At 42.1% G+C, this 18,918-nt stretch carries 15 protein-coding genes; 6 read left to right on the top strand and 9 right to left on the bottom strand.

Annotation, left to right across the window (positions count from 1 at the left end; genetic code table 11):
* Positions 1-68: 68 nt before the first annotated feature.
* From H6G76_RS05770 to H6G76_RS05755, 4 genes are all read right to left on the bottom strand, one after another.
* A complete protein-coding gene (locus H6G76_RS05770) occupies positions 69-998 on the bottom strand; it encodes a LysR family transcriptional regulator (RefSeq protein WP_190696788.1) in 930 nt (309 codons plus the stop codon).
* Between the two features lie 274 nt (positions 999-1,272).
* A complete protein-coding gene (locus tag H6G76_RS05765; RefSeq protein ID WP_190696785.1) occupies positions 1,273-2,076 on the bottom strand; it encodes a BMC domain-containing protein in 804 nt (267 codons plus the stop codon).
* 184 nt (positions 2,077-2,260) lie between these two features.
* On the bottom strand, positions 2,261-3,007 hold the full coding sequence (locus H6G76_RS05760; RefSeq protein WP_190696782.1) for a transferase: 747 nt from the start codon (positions 3,005-3,007) through the stop codon (positions 2,261-2,263).
* Between the two features lie 158 nt (positions 3,008-3,165).
* Positions 3,166-4,836, bottom strand: a complete 1,671-nt coding sequence (locus H6G76_RS05755; RefSeq protein ID WP_190696779.1) for a ribulose bisphosphate carboxylase small subunit — start codon at positions 4,834-4,836, stop codon at positions 3,166-3,168.
* A gap of 27 nt (positions 4,837-4,863) precedes the next feature.
* Between H6G76_RS05755 and H6G76_RS05750 the strand changes: the two genes are divergently transcribed.
* Entirely contained in the window at positions 4,864-5,001 is a 138-nt protein-coding gene (locus tag H6G76_RS05750) for a hypothetical protein (RefSeq protein WP_190696776.1), read from the top strand.
* A gap of 43 nt (positions 5,002-5,044) precedes the next feature.
* Here H6G76_RS05750 and H6G76_RS05745 read toward each other — a convergent pair whose 3' ends face one another.
* The 3 genes from H6G76_RS05745 to H6G76_RS05735 all read right to left on the bottom strand — a co-directional run bounded on the left by H6G76_RS05745 (position 5,045) and on the right by H6G76_RS05735 (position 6,099).
* Positions 5,045-5,347, bottom strand: a complete 303-nt coding sequence (locus tag H6G76_RS05745) for a EutN/CcmL family microcompartment protein (protein WP_190696774.1) — start codon at positions 5,345-5,347, stop codon at positions 5,045-5,047.
* Between the two features lie 6 nt (positions 5,348-5,353).
* Positions 5,354-5,701 carry a carbon dioxide-concentrating mechanism protein CcmK gene (locus H6G76_RS05740; protein WP_015111750.1) on the bottom strand — a complete coding sequence of 116 codons (348 nt, stop codon included), beginning with the start codon at positions 5,699-5,701 and terminating at the stop codon, positions 5,354-5,356.
* A gap of 89 nt (positions 5,702-5,790) precedes the next feature.
* On the bottom strand, positions 5,791-6,099 hold the full coding sequence (locus tag H6G76_RS05735; protein ID WP_010995042.1) for a carbon dioxide-concentrating mechanism protein CcmK: 309 nt from the start codon (positions 6,097-6,099) through the stop codon (positions 5,791-5,793).
* Between the two features lie 652 nt (positions 6,100-6,751).
* Here H6G76_RS05735 and H6G76_RS05730 point away from each other — a divergent pair.
* The 3 genes from H6G76_RS05730 (at position 6,752) to H6G76_RS05720 (ending at position 11,535) form a co-directional block, all read left to right on the top strand.
* Complete coding sequence (locus H6G76_RS05730; RefSeq protein ID WP_190696771.1) at positions 6,752-8,608, top strand: NAD(P)H-quinone oxidoreductase subunit F; 1,857 nt, start codon at positions 6,752-6,754, stop codon at positions 8,606-8,608.
* A 145-nt stretch (positions 8,609-8,753) separates the two neighbouring features.
* Positions 8,754-10,250, top strand: coding sequence for an NADH-quinone oxidoreductase subunit M (locus H6G76_RS05725; protein ID WP_190696767.1), 1,497 nt, complete (start codon positions 8,754-8,756; stop codon positions 10,248-10,250).
* Positions 10,251-10,404: 154 nt separating this feature from the next.
* Entirely contained in the window at positions 10,405-11,535 is a 1,131-nt protein-coding gene (locus H6G76_RS05720) for a CO2 hydration protein (RefSeq protein ID WP_190696763.1), read from the top strand.
* A gap of 151 nt (positions 11,536-11,686) precedes the next feature.
* Here the strand turns inward: H6G76_RS05720 and H6G76_RS05715 are convergent, their stop codons facing one another.
* The gene (locus tag H6G76_RS05715; RefSeq protein ID WP_190696759.1) at positions 11,687-11,995 is read right to left on the bottom strand and encodes a P-II family nitrogen regulator; all 309 of its coding nucleotides are present in this window, start codon (positions 11,993-11,995) and stop codon (positions 11,687-11,689) included.
* Positions 11,996-11,999: 4 nt separating this feature from the next.
* Positions 12,000-12,971 carry a sodium-dependent bicarbonate transport family permease gene (locus H6G76_RS05710; protein ID WP_190696756.1) on the bottom strand — a complete coding sequence of 324 codons (972 nt, stop codon included), beginning with the start codon at positions 12,969-12,971 and terminating at the stop codon, positions 12,000-12,002.
* A 1,050-nt stretch (positions 12,972-14,021) separates the two neighbouring features.
* Here H6G76_RS05710 and H6G76_RS05705 point away from each other — a divergent pair.
* Together H6G76_RS05705 and H6G76_RS05700 are read left to right on the top strand one after the other, a co-directional pair.
* Entirely contained in the window at positions 14,022-15,584 is a 1,563-nt protein-coding gene (locus H6G76_RS05705; RefSeq protein WP_190696753.1) for an efflux RND transporter periplasmic adaptor subunit, read from the top strand.
* 74 nt (positions 15,585-15,658) lie between these two features.
* Positions 15,659-18,790, top strand: coding sequence for an efflux RND transporter permease subunit (locus H6G76_RS05700; protein WP_190696750.1), 3,132 nt, complete (start codon positions 15,659-15,661; stop codon positions 18,788-18,790).
* Positions 18,791-18,918 lie beyond the last annotated feature (128 nt).

Raw genomic sequence — 18,918 nt, 5'->3', positions numbered from 1 at the left:
AATTTGTAATGGTTCAGGTTCTTCCAGTCAAGCAAGTCGAAGCTTAATAACTACAAAAATGCCAAAACTTATTTAACAGTGCTATATGCAGCCATCTCTGTCTGCTCAACAAATGTCTTAGCAGCATCCAGTAGATACTCGTAATAGGTACGAGCTACGATTGATAGCTGTTTACCAGCCGGATAAACCATGTACCAAGCCCGTTTAATGGGGAAGTGTTGCACGTCCAAAATGCTGAACTCTGAGGCATCTGAGAGTAAAGTATGACGAGATAAAACAGAAATGCCTAAACCCCCAGCGATCGCTTGTTTAATTGCTTCATTACTTCCCAATTCCAGCTTCACATTTACCCTAACACCTTGTTCTTCTAACAGAGCCTGCACAGCGCGGCGAGTACCTGAACCCGGTTCTCGCATAATGAAAGGTTCATCATTTAGCTCGTGAATAGGGATATTTTTCTCTTTTGCTAGACGGTGATTAACAGGTGCAAAAACTACCAAAGGATTGTCTAAAAACGGCTCACAATTGACATCCAAATGTTCTGGAACCTGACTCATAATATACAAGTCATCTTGATTACCCATCATCCGCTCAATAATTTTTTCGTGATTTGTTACTTGCAGCGCAATATCGATTCCTGGGTAACGCTGACAAAATGGCCCTAACAAACGCGGGATGAAATACTTGGCTGTGGTAATTACTGCTAAACGTAATTGCCCTTGCTTTAGCCCTTTTAAGTCAGCCACCTTCATTTCAAATTGGGCTATAGTTTCAAAAATCTGCCGACAAGTGGCAAACAATTCTCTACCTGCTTCCGTCAAATACAAGCGTTTTCCTACCTGCTCAAATAATGGCAACCCGACAGATTTTGTTAATTGCTTGATTTGCATGGAGACTGTAGGCTGGGTAAGAAATAATTCCTCCGCAGCACGAGTAAAGCTACCATGCCGAGCCGCCGCTTCAAATACCTTCAACTGGTGTAGCGTCGCTTGGTTCAAGGCTGATTCTCCTCAATAGCGATTCTATAGATATAAAACTAGTATCACTGAACACCTGCACATCATGCCGTGTTGCTCATACAAAGTTATGAGTTTTAGTATAGAGAAAAATCTATTTTCGCTATTAAAAGAAAGATATTTGATTTATAGTCCGTAAAAGTTATGATTATTTCAACAAGCGAAGCGTAAGATGCCTTCCAGCCAAAGATGAATGCTGAATACTGAATGCTGAGGAGAATTTTCCCACAATTCATCACTCAAAGTTCAAAATTCATCATTCATCATTCCATAATTCTTCGGTCACTTTTGCAGGTAACTTAGCCAAGTCTGGCAACTGGAGTACCTCTAATTCCGCCACTTGCTCCTTATCTTTAATATTCACTGGCATCCTCACTGGTTGCCGTTCTTCTATCCAGCAACTTGCGACAGGCAAGGTTTGTTCTAACTCATCCAAAGGCCTAGGAATTACCATTACTGCGTTCAATTCCCCAATGCGTTCTGCTTCATACATCCCAGCTTCCACTGCTACTGCGACATTAGCAACAGAGCCACGAATAATGGCTGTACACAAACCCGCACCGATTTTTTCATAAGCTGCTAACTGCACATCAGCAGATTTAAGCATAGCATCGCAAGCCCCTACCATCGCCGGAAACCCCCGCGTTTCCACCAATCCAATGGCTAAATTGCTCAGACGGCTATAACTACCCTCCTCCATATATTTACTTAATCTATTGGTGATGGGCAGCACCACATCCAGATTAGGGAAAGGGCGAGGAATCACCAAACTAGAAACCAACTGACCAAACTGTTCAGCAGTTTGTACACCTGACTCAACAGCTAGGCGTACATCCGCAATGCCACCCCGAACAATGGCAGTACAATGACCACTACCAATTTTTTCATATCCAACTAGGTGAACCCCAGCTGATTTCAACATCATGTCAGCAGTTCCAACTATTGCTGGAAAGCTGAGAGTAGATACCAAACCCAAGGCAGTATCCTTGAAGCTATCTCTATCTCGCCGATGCGATGCTGCCCGAACAGTGCTAAGGGACTGTTGATTATATGTGTCCATGTGAATTCTCCAGGATACTCACAGTCAATGATGTAAATGCCCTTTTAGCAGCTTTCCCAAAGGTAGGCTAAAAGTTGAAACTGAAAGGCTGAAGAATCAAGCATAAAGGATGAAATCATTTTTTACATCCTTCATAATTCATACTTCATATTTCATACTTTAGAGGACAACTTACAATTAACACTTATTCCGGCGGTTCGTCAGACTTAGGATTATTCAAAGATTGCCTATGGGGAAATAACGTCGTTAACAGCCTGTTAATACTCCCTTGTCCATAAATTTGAGTTCCAAAAATATCAGAAGATTCAGGGTTTTCTGCACTTAGGTCATTAGAACTCGCAGCAGTTTCATCTTTTTGGGCTGGGGGTGGTTGTGCAGACGGTGTAGGCGAAGGTTGAGTAACAGAAACAGACTGGTGTTTTAACTCCAAGAAAGCCGAAGTTGAAAGATTCGTTGAGGAAATAGAAATTACTTTTTCTTCATTTCCACCTAAATGATTACTCTCTAATTCTTGCTGTTGGGTGTTATTAGAAGCAGTATTATTGACGGGTGGTTTTTGTGGTTGGGAAACACTCATCTGACGACTAGTATCTCCTAACACTGAGCTTGGTGGTACTACTGTTCCCGGTTCCACAGAACAGTTAAAAACTGTTGTGGCTGCCCCAATACAAGCATTAGCACCAATCTTTCCCCTTCCGACCATCAAAAAACCGGCTCCCAGGCTAGCACCTGCTTCTACTTCCAGGGTTCCTTCATTGACTTGGAGAATTGACCCCATACCAATACAGACACCAGGGCCAATAATGATTCTGCTGTTGGTAGCCGCTTGGAGTATTACACCAGGTGCTAATACTGCACTGGGATGAATATTCACCTCGCCACTAATATAAGGGTCAAAGTTATTGTGGAGGCGCAGTGGCGGCACAGACATGGAAAATTAAACCTCGGAAGCCGGACAAATTTTTATGAGAGAGTGGGGAGTTGTGAGTGGGGAGTTGTGAATGTTAAGGGTGAGTGGTGAAAAAATTCTCATTTCTATCCTTACTTTCTATTCCCCATTCCCTATTCCCTACTCCCTACTCCCTTTCACTATGGACGTTGAATAATTGTTTCTAACACACGGCGTTTGGCTTTGGGGTCAATGCCAATCAACCGCACGTATTCACCAGGATATTCAGATAGGTATGCTTCCAAAGCTGCGATCGCATCTCTTTCAGATCGGGCCTCAATTTGTCCACAGCTAGCCCAAGAACCAGTCCGGAAACGTCTTTGGTCTACGTGTTCCGCGCTAATTTTATAACCACTAGCCAGTAATTGCCGTAGTTGGTCTACAACTTCCGCATTCAAGCGATTGCTGCTAGCAGTTGCAGTTGCTTTTGGTGAGCTAGAAATACTTGAACTAGGATAAGTTTTTTGACCATTAGAGGGGGCAACTGGGCCATTAGGTCTTTGAATAATGCTTTCTAATACCCGGCGTTTGGCTTTCGGGTCAATACCAATCAAGCGGACATACTCACCTTGATGGTTGCCAATACATTCTTCTAACGCAGCCACAACGTCCTTAGCCGAAGTCGCGTCTATAGGCTTACAGCTAGCCCAAGAGCCAGTCCGGAAACGACGCTCATCTACGTGTTCTGTACCAATTTTGTAACCACCAGCTAACAGCTTGCGGATCTGGTCTACAGTTTCAGCACTAATTGAACCAATCCCAGCACCATTACTATTACCATTACCGTTATAGCTGCTGTAGCTAGCACTACCTGTACTAGCTGGTGCTTTAAAGCTAGCTCCTGCTGTTACCACACCATCCGGGCGTTGAATAATCGTTTCTAACACCCGACGTTTACCTTTGGGGTCAATTCCAAATAAACGCACGTATTCACCACTGTGTTCTGATAGACAGCCTTCCAACGCTGATAAAGCTTCATTCACAGATCTGGCTTCGATTGGCTGGCAGCTAGTCCAAGAACCAGTACGGAAGCGTCTTTGGTCTACGTGTTCTGTACCAATCTTATACCCCTGCTCCAATAGATAGCGCACTTGATCTATTGTTTCTGCACCCAAGCTATTGCTCGCCACTTCACTACTCCTTTCTAACTCTAAAACAGTGACACCATTACTTGTATAAGATTTAGCTAATTCATCCCGGATGGGTGCAATGCATTTGCTATCCGCAGCACAGCGATAACCAGCCCGCAGTGCTTGATTAATTCCCACTACATGATGAGCAAATTGCTGGTCTTGGTCTTGCACATCTGGCAGACGGTCAGCTTGCTGTTGGCTTGTAATTATCGCTCCCGAAGGTACATATTTACCTGGAGGAATTTCTACATCTTGTATTAAAGCGTGCATCATGACGATGCAACCCGAACCCACTCTGGCATTAAAAACTGTGGAGCGAAAGCCAATAAAGCAATTATCCCCTACATAAGCTGGGCCATGAATCAGAGCCATGTGGGTAATGGAAACATTACTACCAATCCATACCGAGTACTCATTGCCATCATCACCAATGACTCGGCCTTGTTCCAACCCATGAATCACTACACCATCTTGGATGTTGGTATTTTCACCTATGTAAAAGGGTGTACCTTCATCTGCTCTAATCGAAGTCCCTGGAGCAACGATTACATTTGCACCTACTCGCACATCTCCAATAACGTTAGAGAAAGAGTGGACAAATGAGGTTTCGTGGATTTCTGGCTCAGCTAAACTTCTTGACCACGGGGTTGGGGGTGCCGCCGTGCTGCTGACTGCCATCGCAAGATTCCTCCTGAATTAAGCTTTTTGTCCATAGTCAATAGTGAGCCAGTGCGTTGGGGAGACAGCGCTGTGGGCGGCTTTGCCGACTTGAAGCGACTGTCGTCGGGTTTCCCGACTGAAGCAACTGGCGAACCCGAAGGGTACATCGTCAATAGTCCATAGCTGATTGACTAATGACTTTTGACTAATGACTTTTGACTAATGACTATCTATATTGGTCTTTTTTACTGTAAATAAGGCGATCTTGAACATGAATAGTATCAATTATCGCCACTACTGCCGCATCCAAAGGGCGTTGTTCGTTACCAAGAATTTGACGAGCGGCACTGCCACGACTGATCAGCACCCACTCATCTACTCCTGCTCCCACAGTATCCGCTGCTACTTCGTATTGTGGTAAAGTATTTCCTTCTTCATCCACTAATTGCAACAGCAGTAGTTTCACACCTCGAAGACTTGGATCTTTTTGAGTGCTAACTACTGTGCCACGTACTTTGGCAATTTGCATTATATGTTATGGTCTTCTGCCGCCGAAAGGTCGAATTGCGTTGACATTTTCCCGGAATTGTTCTACGTCTTCTGTATAACGAATTGGCAGGACGTATTCTAAGTTTTCATGGGGACGCGCAATGATGTGTGTAGATAGCACTTGTCCACCATTGACTCGCTTAACTGATTCAACACCTGCTGCTACAGAAGCTTGCACTTCTGAGACATCACCTCGAACGATTACTGTTACCCGACCACTACCGATTTTTTCGTAACCTACTAAAGTTACACGCGCAGCTTTGACCATTGCGTCAGCAGCTTCTACTACTGCTGGAAAGCCAAGCGTTTCTACCATTCCCACTGCAATTGACATTAGTTTTAATCCCTAATTAATGTTTCTCAAGCAAAATAAAAGCGTAGCCCAAGCAAGCAACCCCGTCATTTAGTTTTTGTTATCAGTTTTTAAGTGCGAAACTGTTCTACAGCTTCGGTGTAACGAATTGGCAATACGTATTCCAAGTTTTCATGGGGACGCGCAATGATGTGAGTGGAAACCACTTCACCACCATTTACTCTTCTTGCCGCTTCAATTCCAGCTGCGACTGAGGCTTGCACTTCGGAAACATCACCCCGCACAATGACGGTGACACGAGCGCTACCAATTTTTTCATATCCTACCAGAGTTACCCTGGCGGCTTTCACCATCGCATCAGCAGCTTCTACTACTGCTGGAAAGCCCTTAGTCTCAATCATTCCAACTGCAATTGGCATCGCAGAAACTCCTAAAAATTAATCCAATCAGTACTGTGGTTTGAAAATTTCGACGGGGAAGCTCATCTTGAGCTAAAAGACACTTCCAAATTAAGCATAGGAAAGCTTGGCTCCCCTGGCAATATAAATTAGTATAATAGTTTATAATAAAAAAGTTTTAAAAAACTTAATAATTTGTGATCTCAGGATTCTGCTCGCTTGAAATCTACTCATTCCAAGAGCAGGCACTTATGCTTTATAATTTCTTTATTACATATACAAAACGCAGTTCATAACCAAGACTAATTCTGCTTGGCGAGGAATGATAAAAGGCTGTATCTGTTACTGTCTCCATCTTTCCTCTATTTTGCTGTATGTAAACAAGGATACATAGAAATTATATAATTTTTTCAAATATATCTTATAAAGTTATCTGCTAGAAGTAGAAATAGAAATTTACAGGTAAATATTATCTAATGGAAATAGGAGGTTCAAAGTATGGAAATTAATCAAATTTAAACTCTATTATAAATATTTAAGTCAAAAATACTCATTCTTAGTTTAGTTGAAAATTTAATTTAAAAGCAGTAGTTTTTCAAGATTTTTTAAAAAACAATGGTTAGAAAACTATCTGAGAAAAATCAAGGCTGAGTCGTCAAGGGAAGCAAATTAAATGAATCAATTTCTATTTTCAACAAGTTGGTGGGTGCCTTTTTATAGCTTGATAGGCGCTATTTTGACATTGCCGTGGGGGCTAGGAATCATCAGACGTACAGGACCTAGACCAGCAGCATATCTGAACTTGTTGACAACCCTTTTGGCTTTTGCTCATAGCTTATTTGTTTTTAAAGACATTTGGGATAGAGAACCAGAAAGTTTGCTGATTACTTGGTTCCAAGCAGCAGATTTAAATTTATCCATTGCTTTAGAAATCTCACCAGTGAGTGTTGGGGCAACAGTTTTTGTCACAGGATTAAGTCTGTTAACCCAAATTTATGCCCTAGGATATCTGGAAAAGGATTGGTCGTTAGCACGCTTTTTTGCTTTAGTAGGGTTTTTTGAAGCAGCCTTAAGCGGTCTAGCTATTAGTGATTCTCTGTTTCTCAGCTATGCCTTATTAGAAGTTCTTACCCTATCTACCTACTTGCTGGTTGGATTCTGGTACGCTCAACCTTTGGTAGTCACCGCCGCAAGAGATGCCTTTTTAACCAAGCGGGTGGGAGATTTGATGCTATTGATGGGTGTTGTATCACTTTCTACCTTAGCGGGCAGTTTAAACTTTTCTGATTTATATGAGTGGGCGCAAACAGCTAATTTAAGTCCTGTTAATTCAACTTTATTAGGATTAGCCTTAATTGCTGGGCCGGCTGGTAAGTGCGCTCAGTTTCCCCTGCATCTGTGGCTAGATGAAGCGATGGAAGGGCCAAACCCGGCTTCTGTAATGCGGAATTCTTTGGTGGTGGCTGGTGGTGCTTACTTACTGTACAAAGTCCAACCAATCTTGGCACTATCACCAGTGACTTTGAATGTTTTGATTGTCATGGGGACGGTGACAGCAATTGGCGCGACATTGGTGGCCATAGCACAAATCGATATTAAACGGGCGTTGTCCCATTCTACAAGTGCATACATGGGGCTGGTGTTTTTGGCGGTGGGTTTGCAGCAAGGTGGTGTGGCTTTGATGCTGCTGTTAACCCATGCGATCGCCAAAGCATTATTATTTATGAGTTCTGGCTCAATTATCTACACCACCCATAGCCAAGATTTAACAGAAATGGGTGGTCTATGGTCACGAATGCCTGCTACTACCACCGCCTTTGTTGTCGGTTCAGCTGGGATGATTACACTGCTACCACTAGGCAGCTTTTGGGCAATGCTGTCTTGGGCTGATGGTTTAGTAAGAGTCAGTCCTTGGGTAATTGCAGTTTTAGTGATAGTTAATGGCTTGACAGCTTTAAACTTGACCAGGGTGTTCAGATTAGTATTTTGGGGTTCTCCGCAACAAAAAACCCGACGTGCGCCGGAAGTTGGCTGGCAGATGGCATTCCCAATGGTGACATTGACAATATTGAGCCTACTATTACCGTTAATGCTTCAACAATGGTATTTATTACCCGCTTGGGAAAGTATTGATTGGTATGTAGTTTCTATACTAGTTGCTTCTACCATCTTAGGAGTAGGTATTGGATCTACGATGTACTTACACAAAGCTTGGTCAAGATCCAGAATTTTGGCGTGGCGGTTTGTGCAAGATTTGTTGGGTTACGACTTTTATATTGACCGAATATACCGTTTGACAGTTGTGAGCGCAGTTGCCCTGCTATCTAAAATATCTGCTTGGAGCGATCGCTACCTAGTAGATGGTTTCGTGAACTTAGTCGGCTTTGCGACTATTTTCGGCGGTCAAGGTTTAAGGTATAGCATTTCTGGTCAATCTCAAGGATATATGTTAACTATCCTTGCGGTAGTTAGTGTCCTAGGTTTCTTTATCAGCTGGTCATTAGGACTTTTAGATCACTTGCATTTCTAAAAGTCTTAGTGCTGATTTACAAGCTACAGCAAATGACAGGTGAATTAAGTACAAATTTTCTTCAAAAAGCCATATATCAAATCACCCATCTCTGTCACCTGTCATCTGTCCCCTTCACCTCCCCTCTTCTTCCTCAATACTGTGTATGCTGAGTGCGTTAATTTTGCTGCCACTTTTGGGTGCGGCGTTAATCGGTTTCTGGCCTTCTGTTCTTGACGGCAAGCTTGCCCGTAAAGTAGCTTTTTTGTTTGCCAGTCTAGGTTTTTTATGGTCAGTTTTTCTAGCTATCCAATTCAACCCAGGCGAAATTACTCAACAGTTTAGCGAGTTCTTACCTTGGGTAGATGCAATAGGTCTAAGTTATAACCTGGGAGTAGATGGTTTATCTTTGCCGTTGCTGGTTTTAAATGGACTGTTGACTTGTATTGCGATTACGAGTAGCGATGGCTCCATACAACGTCCACGATTTTATTACTCACTGATACTGCTGTTAAGTGCTGGAGTAACTGGAGCGTTTCTAGCTCAGGATTTACTGCTATTTTTCTTGTTTTACGAGCTAGAACTGATTCCCCTATATCTGTTAATTGCTATTTGGGGTGGTGAGAGAAGAGGTTACGCTGCTACGAAGTTTTTGATTTACACTGCCTTATCTGGGATCTTAATTTTGTCCAGCTTCCTGGGGATGGTTTGGCTGAGTGGCGGCTCTAATTTTGCCTTAGCAAACTTAAATGCTCAATCTCTACCATTAGCTACTCAACTTCTCTTACTTGCAGGAATTTTAGTTGGCTTTGGTATCAAGATTCCTTTAGTTCCTTTCCACACTTGGTTACCAGATGCTCACGTTGAAGCCTCAACACCGATTTCTGTGCTGCTGGCTGGGGTACTGCTGAAATTAGGAACTTACGGCTTACTGCGATTTGGGATGAATTTGTTGCCCGCAGCGTGGAGTTATGCCGCTCCCTGGTTGGCAACTTGGGCAGTAATTAGTGTGCTTTACGGTGCATCATGTGCGATCGCTCAAACTGACATGAAAAAAATGGTAGCCTACAGTTCAATTGGACATATGGGCTACGTTTTGTTAGCGGCGGCAGCATCTACACCACTCAGCGTCTTGGGTGCTGTGATGCAAATGATTAGCCACGGCTTAATTTCTGCCTTGTTATTTTTATTGGTTGGGGTAGTTTACAAGAAAACTGGTAGCCGTGATTTAGACGTTCTTCGAGGACTATTAAATCCCGAAAGAGGTTTACCTGTGATTGGTAGCTTGATGGTACTGGGAGTAATGGCCAGCGCAGGCATACCAGGAATGGTAGGTTTTATTTCCGAATTCATCATTTTTCGGGGTAGTTTTCCTGTATTCCCCGTGCAAACATTGCTTTCGATGATTGGGACAGGTTTGACTGCGGTTTACTTCCTAATTTTGATGAACCGTGCCTTCTTTGGCCGCTTATCTGAACAAGTAATCAATTTACCACGAGTTTATTGGAGCGATCGCTTGCCATCTGTGGTCTTAGCTGTGTTGATTGTAATTTTTGGTATTCAACCTGCTTGGTTATCTCGCTGGACTGAACCAACAATCACCGCCATGATTAGTGTAGATAAGGTAGTAGCAACCGTTTCTGTAGATAAAGCAGAAAAGTAGTATAGAACTTACGCCGTAGTTATGGAAATCTAACTACAGAGACACAGAGGACATGGAGGAATGAGAGTTTTTTGTGTAAGTCCTCAGTCTTCATTGTCCTTTATGTTTTCCTAAATCCCTTCATCTCCCTCATTCCCAACTTGGAGAATTTGCAATGGTAACTATTAACAATCAGTCTGCTAAACATCCCTTAGCTGAGTATGTTGAAAGATTGCGAGCAGGCGGAGCATTACTTCCCAATAGTCCAGAAAATGTTTTAGAAGTAGTTGGTATTCTTAAAAGTTATGGTGTAGTTTTAGATGCCTACTCCAACAATCTTATCTATATTGCTGAACATCAGTTTTTAGTATTTTTTCCCTTCTTTAAATACTTTAATAGCGATTTCTCTTTTAAGAAGTTACTACGTCATTGGTGGCACGATCGCATCAATTATGAATATGCAGAATATTGTATGAAAGCGATGATGTGGCATGGTGGCGGTGGACTAGATACATATTTAGATTCAAAAGAATTTCAAGAATCCGCTAAAGCAGTTATCACAGCAAAATTTAAAAATAATCCTTTTATATTGGGAATTAATCAACTTTTTCCCGACTTTTTAATTGAACAATTACGTGTCTCTGCATACTACAGTGGTTTAGGTCAATTTTGGCGAGTCATGGCTGACATTTTCTTGACCTTATCAGACCGCTATGATACAGGCGAAATTACGTCTATTGCCAACGTTGTAGACCATATTAAAGATGGTTTAGTTGATGCTGCTGTTAAGCCAATTACATATTCTGTAAAAATTGGCAATAAAGTCTATGATCTACTTCCTAAAAAAGTGGGTTTAACATTTTTAGGAGATACAGCAGTGCCTTATGTTGAGGCAGTTTTCTTCAGAGGGACTCCCTTTGCAGGCACAGTTTCATACAATGCCCAGGCTTATCAAATTCCACCTGATCAATCTCGGTTTCAGTATGGGGCGTTGTATGCTGATCCTTTGCCCATCGGTGGTGCAGGTATTCCTCCCACATTGCTAATGCAGGATATGCGGCATTATTTGCCAGAGTATTTACACACTATTTATCGTCGTCGGCTGCGGGGTGAAGATGATTTGCGGGTGCAAATCTGTATCAGTTTCCAAAAGTCAATGTTTTGCGTGACAACAGCCACTATTTTAGGGCTGATGCCTTATCCTTTAGAAACTCAAAATCCATCCGAGCAAAATGCTAATCGAGTTTACTTAGAAAAATGGATGGATAGGTTTACTACTTCACGTTTAAAAGATGTGAATAGTTAAAAAGTGCTGAGGGCAAACTATTTACTAGCCTCTAGTACACCACGGCGGAAATAAGCAGACATTGAAAAATCCTAAACAGCCTATTCCATAATACTTTTGACTTTTGACTTCCGCATTGCGGTACTAGTCCCTAACCTCTAGCCTCTCTTGCTCAACCCACACATCTAGTAGTCTCTATTTCCATTGCATCAGAAATAAAACAAGCTCCGCCAAACTTACTCAGAATTTGTCGCACATTTGACTCTACTACAGGTAATTTCTCAGGCGCAAAAAAGGCAATGATATAAACGTTGTCTAGCATAGTCATTGCTAAATCGTTTGTAACTTTGCCTCTTGTACCTTTGCCTGCTACATCTTTGATAACTGAGTGTCCGAGTACACCTGCTTTGTCTAAAGCCTCTAAAATTTTACCGAGTTCAACATAATGGGCAAAGATTTCTATCCGTTTTACTGGCTGCATTATCTTATCTCCAAAAAATATTAATACCGTATAAATAAAGCGGTATACCTACAATGATATTAAAAGGGAAGGTCACAGCTAGAGCGGTAGAAACATATAGGCTAGGATTAGCTTCGGGGACAGTTAGCCGCATAGCTGCTGGTACAGCGATGTAAGAGGCACTAGCGCATAAAACGGCGAATAATAAACTATCTCCTTGTGACATTCCGATCACTTTGGCTATTATTAAAGCTATTCCGGCATTGAAAATTGGTACTAGTATCGCAAATAGAATCAGGAAAACCCCTGTTTTTTGCAAATCTTTGATTCTTCGGGCAGCCAACAGCCCCATATCTAACAAAAAGAAAGTTAGGATGCCGTAAAATATATCTTGGGTAAAGGGTTTTAAGGTTTGCCAACCGTGTTCTCCGGTAAGAACACCCATGAGTAGGCTACCAACTAGCAAAAATACAGAACTGTTTAAGAAGGCTTCTTGCAATACTTCTGACCAAACAAACTCTTCCTCGTTTTGATTGGTGCTAAAGATATTAACTAAGATTAAACCGACAACAATGGCTGGCGATTCCATTAAGGCGAGGGCTGCAACCATAAACCCATCAAAAGCCATTCCCTGTTGAGTCAGAAAAGAACTAGCAGTGATGAAGGTGACAGCACTAATAGAACCATAGGTAGCGGCGATCGCAGCTGCATTGTAAGTATCTAGTTTGAGCCGCAAAATAAAAAAGGTGTAAATTGGAACAATGCAAGCCATCATCATGGCTGCCAAAAGGGTAAGAACAACGTCCTGAGTGATACCACTTTTGACTAATTCCACCCCACCTTTAAACCCAATAGCAAATAGTAAATATAAGGATAATAGTTTAGGTATAGGTGCCGGAATTTCTAAATCTGATTTGACTAAAACTGCTAGCACCCCTAGAAAAAAAGCTAGCACTGGTGGATTCAAGATGTTCGACACTATCAAGCTGACATCCATTGCCACCATTCCTCCGAATTACTTAACCGTCGTTCATCAATAAGTTTAGAGGAATATTGTACACATTGTTTAATTAACGGCGATCGCGTTTCAATTGCCACGATGTGTCTACACACCAATCAAAACTGCATCCAGGGTTACGTTTCAATTCATAATCAACAAGTCGATTGGCTGTAGCAACATCACCATGAACCAATCTGAGTAATTCTTGCCATTGCTAAGAATTACTTTTTCTACCGCTAGAGGGACGCGTAGATTAGCTAGTTTGTGTACTTTTTGTCTTATGCCTGTTTATAGAAGTTTTTTTAAAGTGGTAATTTCTGGAAATTTGTTGATGGCTTTGTAAAACCAAGTAGGCTAACCGCAGGATGAACAACATTAGGATGAGCCAAAAAGACAAAATAACAAATTCCATCAAACTAAAAATGTAAATGCTTTATTCCACGATGCGCGAATTATTTTGATAACAGCATCGGAATATCCCCGCATTTATTTTTGAAGCTTTCTTTGTAGACATTAAGGCTGCACACCATCGTGAATCTATAGTTTTTTGATATAGGTTTTTAATATTTTTGGGGCTGCTACTTAAAATTTCAATAAACAAAACTTATTTATTTCCCTAAAACATTAGGGGTTAGATCCTGAAAAGTAGATTTGTGAGCGATCGCTATTGTTTGCCCTAGTTTGTACACTTTTTTTTGGCATACATAATATAATGCAAGCAAGCACTTGCATTATAATCATGAATAACTTGTAGAAGCAGTCACCGAGGTATCTGCGAATGAATGCTGGGTTTTGGTGATTCTCCCAATGCTACTTCAATACTTGCGTAGATTTATTTATGTGTGATCTCAAGCAAACCAAAAATTAGGAAAAGGTTAGGGTTTATACCAATTCACAATGACGCTCGCAGGCTCGCTAACGCAGTTCGCAATTTAAAAACTTAGATGCAGCAAAGCTTTCAGGGTTTACATCTGTATCAAATTTTTCGTGAAATGGTATTAATCAAAACCTAGTCCTATTTCACATTTTTATAAATGAGAAAATAAAATGTCTAAATTTGAGTTCTCTGATTCACAGGTTCAAGCTGAAATAGAAGAGCCTGTAGCAACAGATTCTAGTCAGGCTCAACTAGAAGATCCATCACTAGAGCCAAAACCAACATCCATAACAAATAAAAAGCGGCCTTGGCCTGTAATTTTAGGCATTGTTTTGTTAGTTTCTGGTTTAGGTGTGGGTTGGCGATGGTGGACTACTAGCCAAGCAAATAATTCACCAGCGGCGGCGGCTGTCCCACCTCCGGGAGTTCCTGTCAAAATAGCTACTGTGGAGAGTGCAACTATTCAGCAAACATCTGAGTTTGTTGGTACTTTAGATGCGCCACGTTCTGTCACACTTAAACCAGATATTGACGGGCGTATTACTCAAATTCCATTTAGAGAAGGCGATCGCATTTCCCAGGGACAAGTTGTGATTCGGCTGCAAAGTGATGATGCTCAAGCGCAGTTACTCCAAGCCAAAGCTGCCTTAGAACAAGCTCAGGCGCGGCTAGCCCAACTTAAAGCAGGTACTCGCTCTGAAGAATTAGCTCAAGGTAGAGCGCAGCTAGAACAAGCCCAAGCACGTTTGCGAGATGCTCAAGCAGGAGCGAGACCAGAAGAAATTGCCCAAGCCGAAGCCCAAATTCAGTCGGCCAAATCTGATGTAGAACTAGCACAATCAAGAGCGCAACGCTACGCCCAACTACGTAAAGAAGGAGCAGTTTCGCAAGATGTTTTAGAAGGATATCTCAGAGAACAGCGCAGTGCAGAAGCGGCTTTAGTTGTAGCGCAAAAGCGACTAGACCAACTGCGCCAAGCTAGAAGCTCAGATATTAGGGAATTACAAGCGGCGGTGGAACAGCAAAGACAGAATGTGAGGCAATTAGAGAATGGCCCGCGTCAAGAAGAAATTGCCCAAGCGCGATCGCAAGTTAGCCAAGCTGCTGCTCAAGTTAAAGCCGCCGAAGTGCAATTGCAATACACCAATGTCCGCGCTCCATTCACAGGTATTGTTGGAGATATTCCTGTCAGAGTCGGAGAATTTGTCAGCAAAGCAGACGACCTCACCACTCTGACCAGAAATGATTCCTTGGAATTAAACATAGCTGTACCACTCAATGAAGCTAAACAATTGCGTGTTGGCTTACCCGTACAAATGCTCAATGACCAAGGTCAACCCACGGCCACAGGTAGGATTAGTTTCATCGCTCCCAATGCTAATGCCAATTCTCAAACAGTATTGGCTAAAGCCACCTTCGGTAATGGCAATAGACAACTACTCAATCGTCAGTTAGTCCAAACGAAAGTGATTTGGGATGAACGACCCGGAATCTTAATTCCAGTCACAGCCTTATCGCGCTTGGGTGGAGAGACATTTGTGTTTGTAGCGCAAGCACCAGAAAAACCTAAGCCAGGATCGCCATCTTTAGTAGCTGTGCAAAAACCAGTCAAATTAGGAGCTATAGAAGGTAATAATTATCAAGTTCTGGAAGGACTGAAAGCAGGAGACAGAATCGTCGTTTCAGGCATTCTCAATTTAACGAATGGCTCACCCATAATCCCCACTCCTTAGAAAAGTCTGAAGTCTGAAATTTCACATTCTATACTTCATCTTTCACACTCCCCACTCCCAACTCCCTAATCTCTATGTTTGTTGATTTCTTCATCAAGCGACCAGTCTTTGCTACGGTCTGTTCGATTATTATCCTGCTGGTGGGATTAATAAGTATTCCGACTCTGCCCGTTGCTCGTTTTCCCGATATTAGCCCCACCCAAATCAACGTTACGGCCAACTACAGTGGAGCCAGTGCCGAAGTAGTAGAAAGTGGCATAACTAATATTTTAGAAAGGCAAATCAACGGTGTTGAAGGTCTGAAATATATGACCTCCAGCAGCAGTAACGATGGTACAAGTAATATTACAGTTACCTTCGATGCCTTACGCGATAAAGATTTAGCGGCTGTTGATGTCCAAAATCGCGTTTCTGTTGCTGAGGCACAATTGCCAGATGTGGTGCAGCGTACAGGCGTTAGAGTCACCAAGGAATCTAGCAATATTCTAATGGCAATTGGTTTGTACACCGACAATCAAGAGTATGACAACACATTCTTGAGTAACTATGCTGACCTTTACATAGCAGATGCTTTAAAAAGAGTCAAAGGCGTAGGTGATGTGCAAATTTTTGGTGAACGTCGCTATGCTATGCGCCTGTGGTTAGATCCAAATCGCTTGGCAAGTCGAAAACTGACCCCAGAGGATGTAACTAGCGCACTGTCGCAACAAAACTTACAAATTGGTGCTGGGAGAATTGGACAAGAACCTGCGCCTCAAGGACAACAGTATCAGATTGACGTGCGTGCTGCCAGCCGACTGACCAGTCCAGAGGAATTTGCCGAAATTGTTATTAAAACAGAAGATGATGGTACTTTAGTCAAGCTTAAAGATGTTGGTCGAGCAGAATTAGGTGCAGAAAATTACAACACATTTCTCCGTTTTCAGGGCAAAGATGCTGTAGGTTTGGGTATTTATCAAGTTCCTGGGAGTAATGCCTTGGACGTAGCTAAGGGAGTTAAAGTTGCAATAGCAGAATTAGCTCCTACTTTGCCGCCTGGGATGAAATATCAAATAGCCTTTGACACTACTGTATTTGTTGAGGAGTCTTTAGCAGAAGTAGTTAAGTCTTTATTTGAAGCGGTAGTGTTAGTTGTAATTGTAATCTTCATATTCTTGCAAGATTGGCGAACTACGCTTATTCCCGCACTCACGATTCCCTTTTCTTTAATTGGGACGTTTGCCTTTGTTAAAGTTTTTAACTTTTCAATTAACAGTTTGACCTTGTTTGGTTTGACTCTCGGAACGGGGATGGTGGTAGATGATGCGATCGTTGTGGTTGAGCAGATTAGCCGCTTTATTAAAGATAAAGGCATAAGTCCAAAGCGTGCTGCTAGTGAATCAATGGCTGAGTTATTTGGTGCAGTCATTGCTACTTCGTTAGTGCTGATGGCAGTGTTTGTACCAGTAGCTTTCTTTCCTGGAACTACAGGCGCACTATATCAACAATTTGCGCTTACTATTGCCTTTTCGATCGCCATTTCTACTTTTATCGCTCTGACATTGACACCTTCTTTGTGCGCTTTGCTGCTGCGTCAAGGGCAAAAACCAAGGGGTTGGTTAGGTTGGATTTTTAACCATATTAACAGGTTTTTAGATTGGGTAACGCAGGGTTATCAGCGATCGCTTCTTTTCTTAACTCACATCAAAAGCGTGATTATCGGGCTATTTATTGTTTCCTTGGGTATGACTGCTTGGCTGTATACGTCAGTACCAACTGCATTCCTCCCCGACGAAGACCAAGGCTATTTCATCACGATTATCCAAGGCCCTCAAGGTGTTTCGTTGCAATACACCAGTGATGTGATGTCTCAGATAGAAAAGGAAATTCTCAAACTTCCCGAAGTGGTGGGAACTTTTGCTGTAGGCGGGTTTGGGTTCAGTGGTAGCACTGCCAACAGTGGGATTATCTTTACCACTTTAAAACCTTGGGATGAACGTTCAAGACCCGATCAGACAGTACAGTCAATTATTGGTAAATTGCAAGGTAAGTTTTTCGCTATTCCAGAAGCTAGAGTTTTCGCTGTAAATCCGCCATCGATTCAGGGATTAGGCAACTTTGGTGGTTTTACCTTTCAACTGCAAGACCGCAGAGGTAATAGTGGCTTAGAAAATTTAGTCCAGACGATGGGACAATTGCTAGGTCGCGCCAATCAAACCCAAGGTTTACAAGCAGTATTTACTACCTTTGCAGCTAATACACCTCAACTATTGATAGAAGTAGACCGCAACAAAGCAAATGCACTGCAAGTTAATGTAGACGATATCTTTACCACCCTACAAACTGCTTTAGGTTCGCAATATGTCAACGATTTTAACCTCCAGCAGCGTAACTATCGGGTGTATGTCCAAGCAGACGAACAGTTTCGCTCTAATCCTAAAGATATCGAGAAATTATACGTGCGTTCTCAAAGGAATGAAATGATTCCTTTGGGCAATCTTGTCAAGATTACCTCAACTACAGGAGCGCAAACCATTAATCACTATAATCTATTTCGCTCGATTGAAATCAACGGTGCTGCTGCACCCGGATTTAGTTCCGGCGATGCTATTCAAAAAATGGAACAGGCGGCGCAACAAGTTTTACCACCAGGTTACGGTTACGAATGGTCAGGAACAGCACTAGAAGAACTAGAATCGGGTGGTTTAGCACCAATTATCTTTGGTTTAGGATTGGTATTTGTGTTCTTGGTACTAGCTGCTCAGTATGAAAATTACATTGACCCTTTAATTATTATGCTTTCAGTGCCTTTAGCAATTTTCGGCGCACTGTTAGCACAGTCAATGCGGGGCTTTCCTAATGATGTTTACTGTCAAATTGGTCTAGTTATGTTGATTGGTTTGGCAAGTAAAAATGCAATTTTGATTGTGGAATTTGCTAACCAATTAAGAGACCAAGGCCTTTCGATTACAAAAGCAGTAATTGAAGCTTCACAAGAAAGATTACGCCCAATTTTGATGACTGCTTTTTCTACTCTTTTAGGGATTTTTCCTCTGGCTGTGGCTACAGGTGCAGGTGCAGGAAGCCGTCAATCTTTAGGAACCGCAGTATTTGGTGGAATGTTAATTGCAACGTTCTTGAGTTTATTTGTGGTTCCGATTTTGTATATTGTGATTAAGTCGTTTACAGAACGCTTGATTAAACCAAATCGGGAAGAGGTAATGTAATAAGTTGTCCTCAATACTATTCGGTTAAGTATTTTTAACTTGTAATCTGGTTTTGGGAAAAGGTTAAAGGTTTTCTTCTACTTTTTCCCCTTCCCCTTTCCCCCTTAACCGAAAGGTATTGAAGTTGT

This window comes from Nostoc sp. FACHB-152 (assembly GCF_014697475.1).
GTDB lineage: Bacteria > Cyanobacteriota > Cyanobacteriia > Cyanobacteriales > Nostocaceae > Nostoc_B.
The sequence above is the reverse complement of the archived record's forward strand: the minus strand, read 5'-3'. Positions and strand labels throughout refer to the sequence as shown.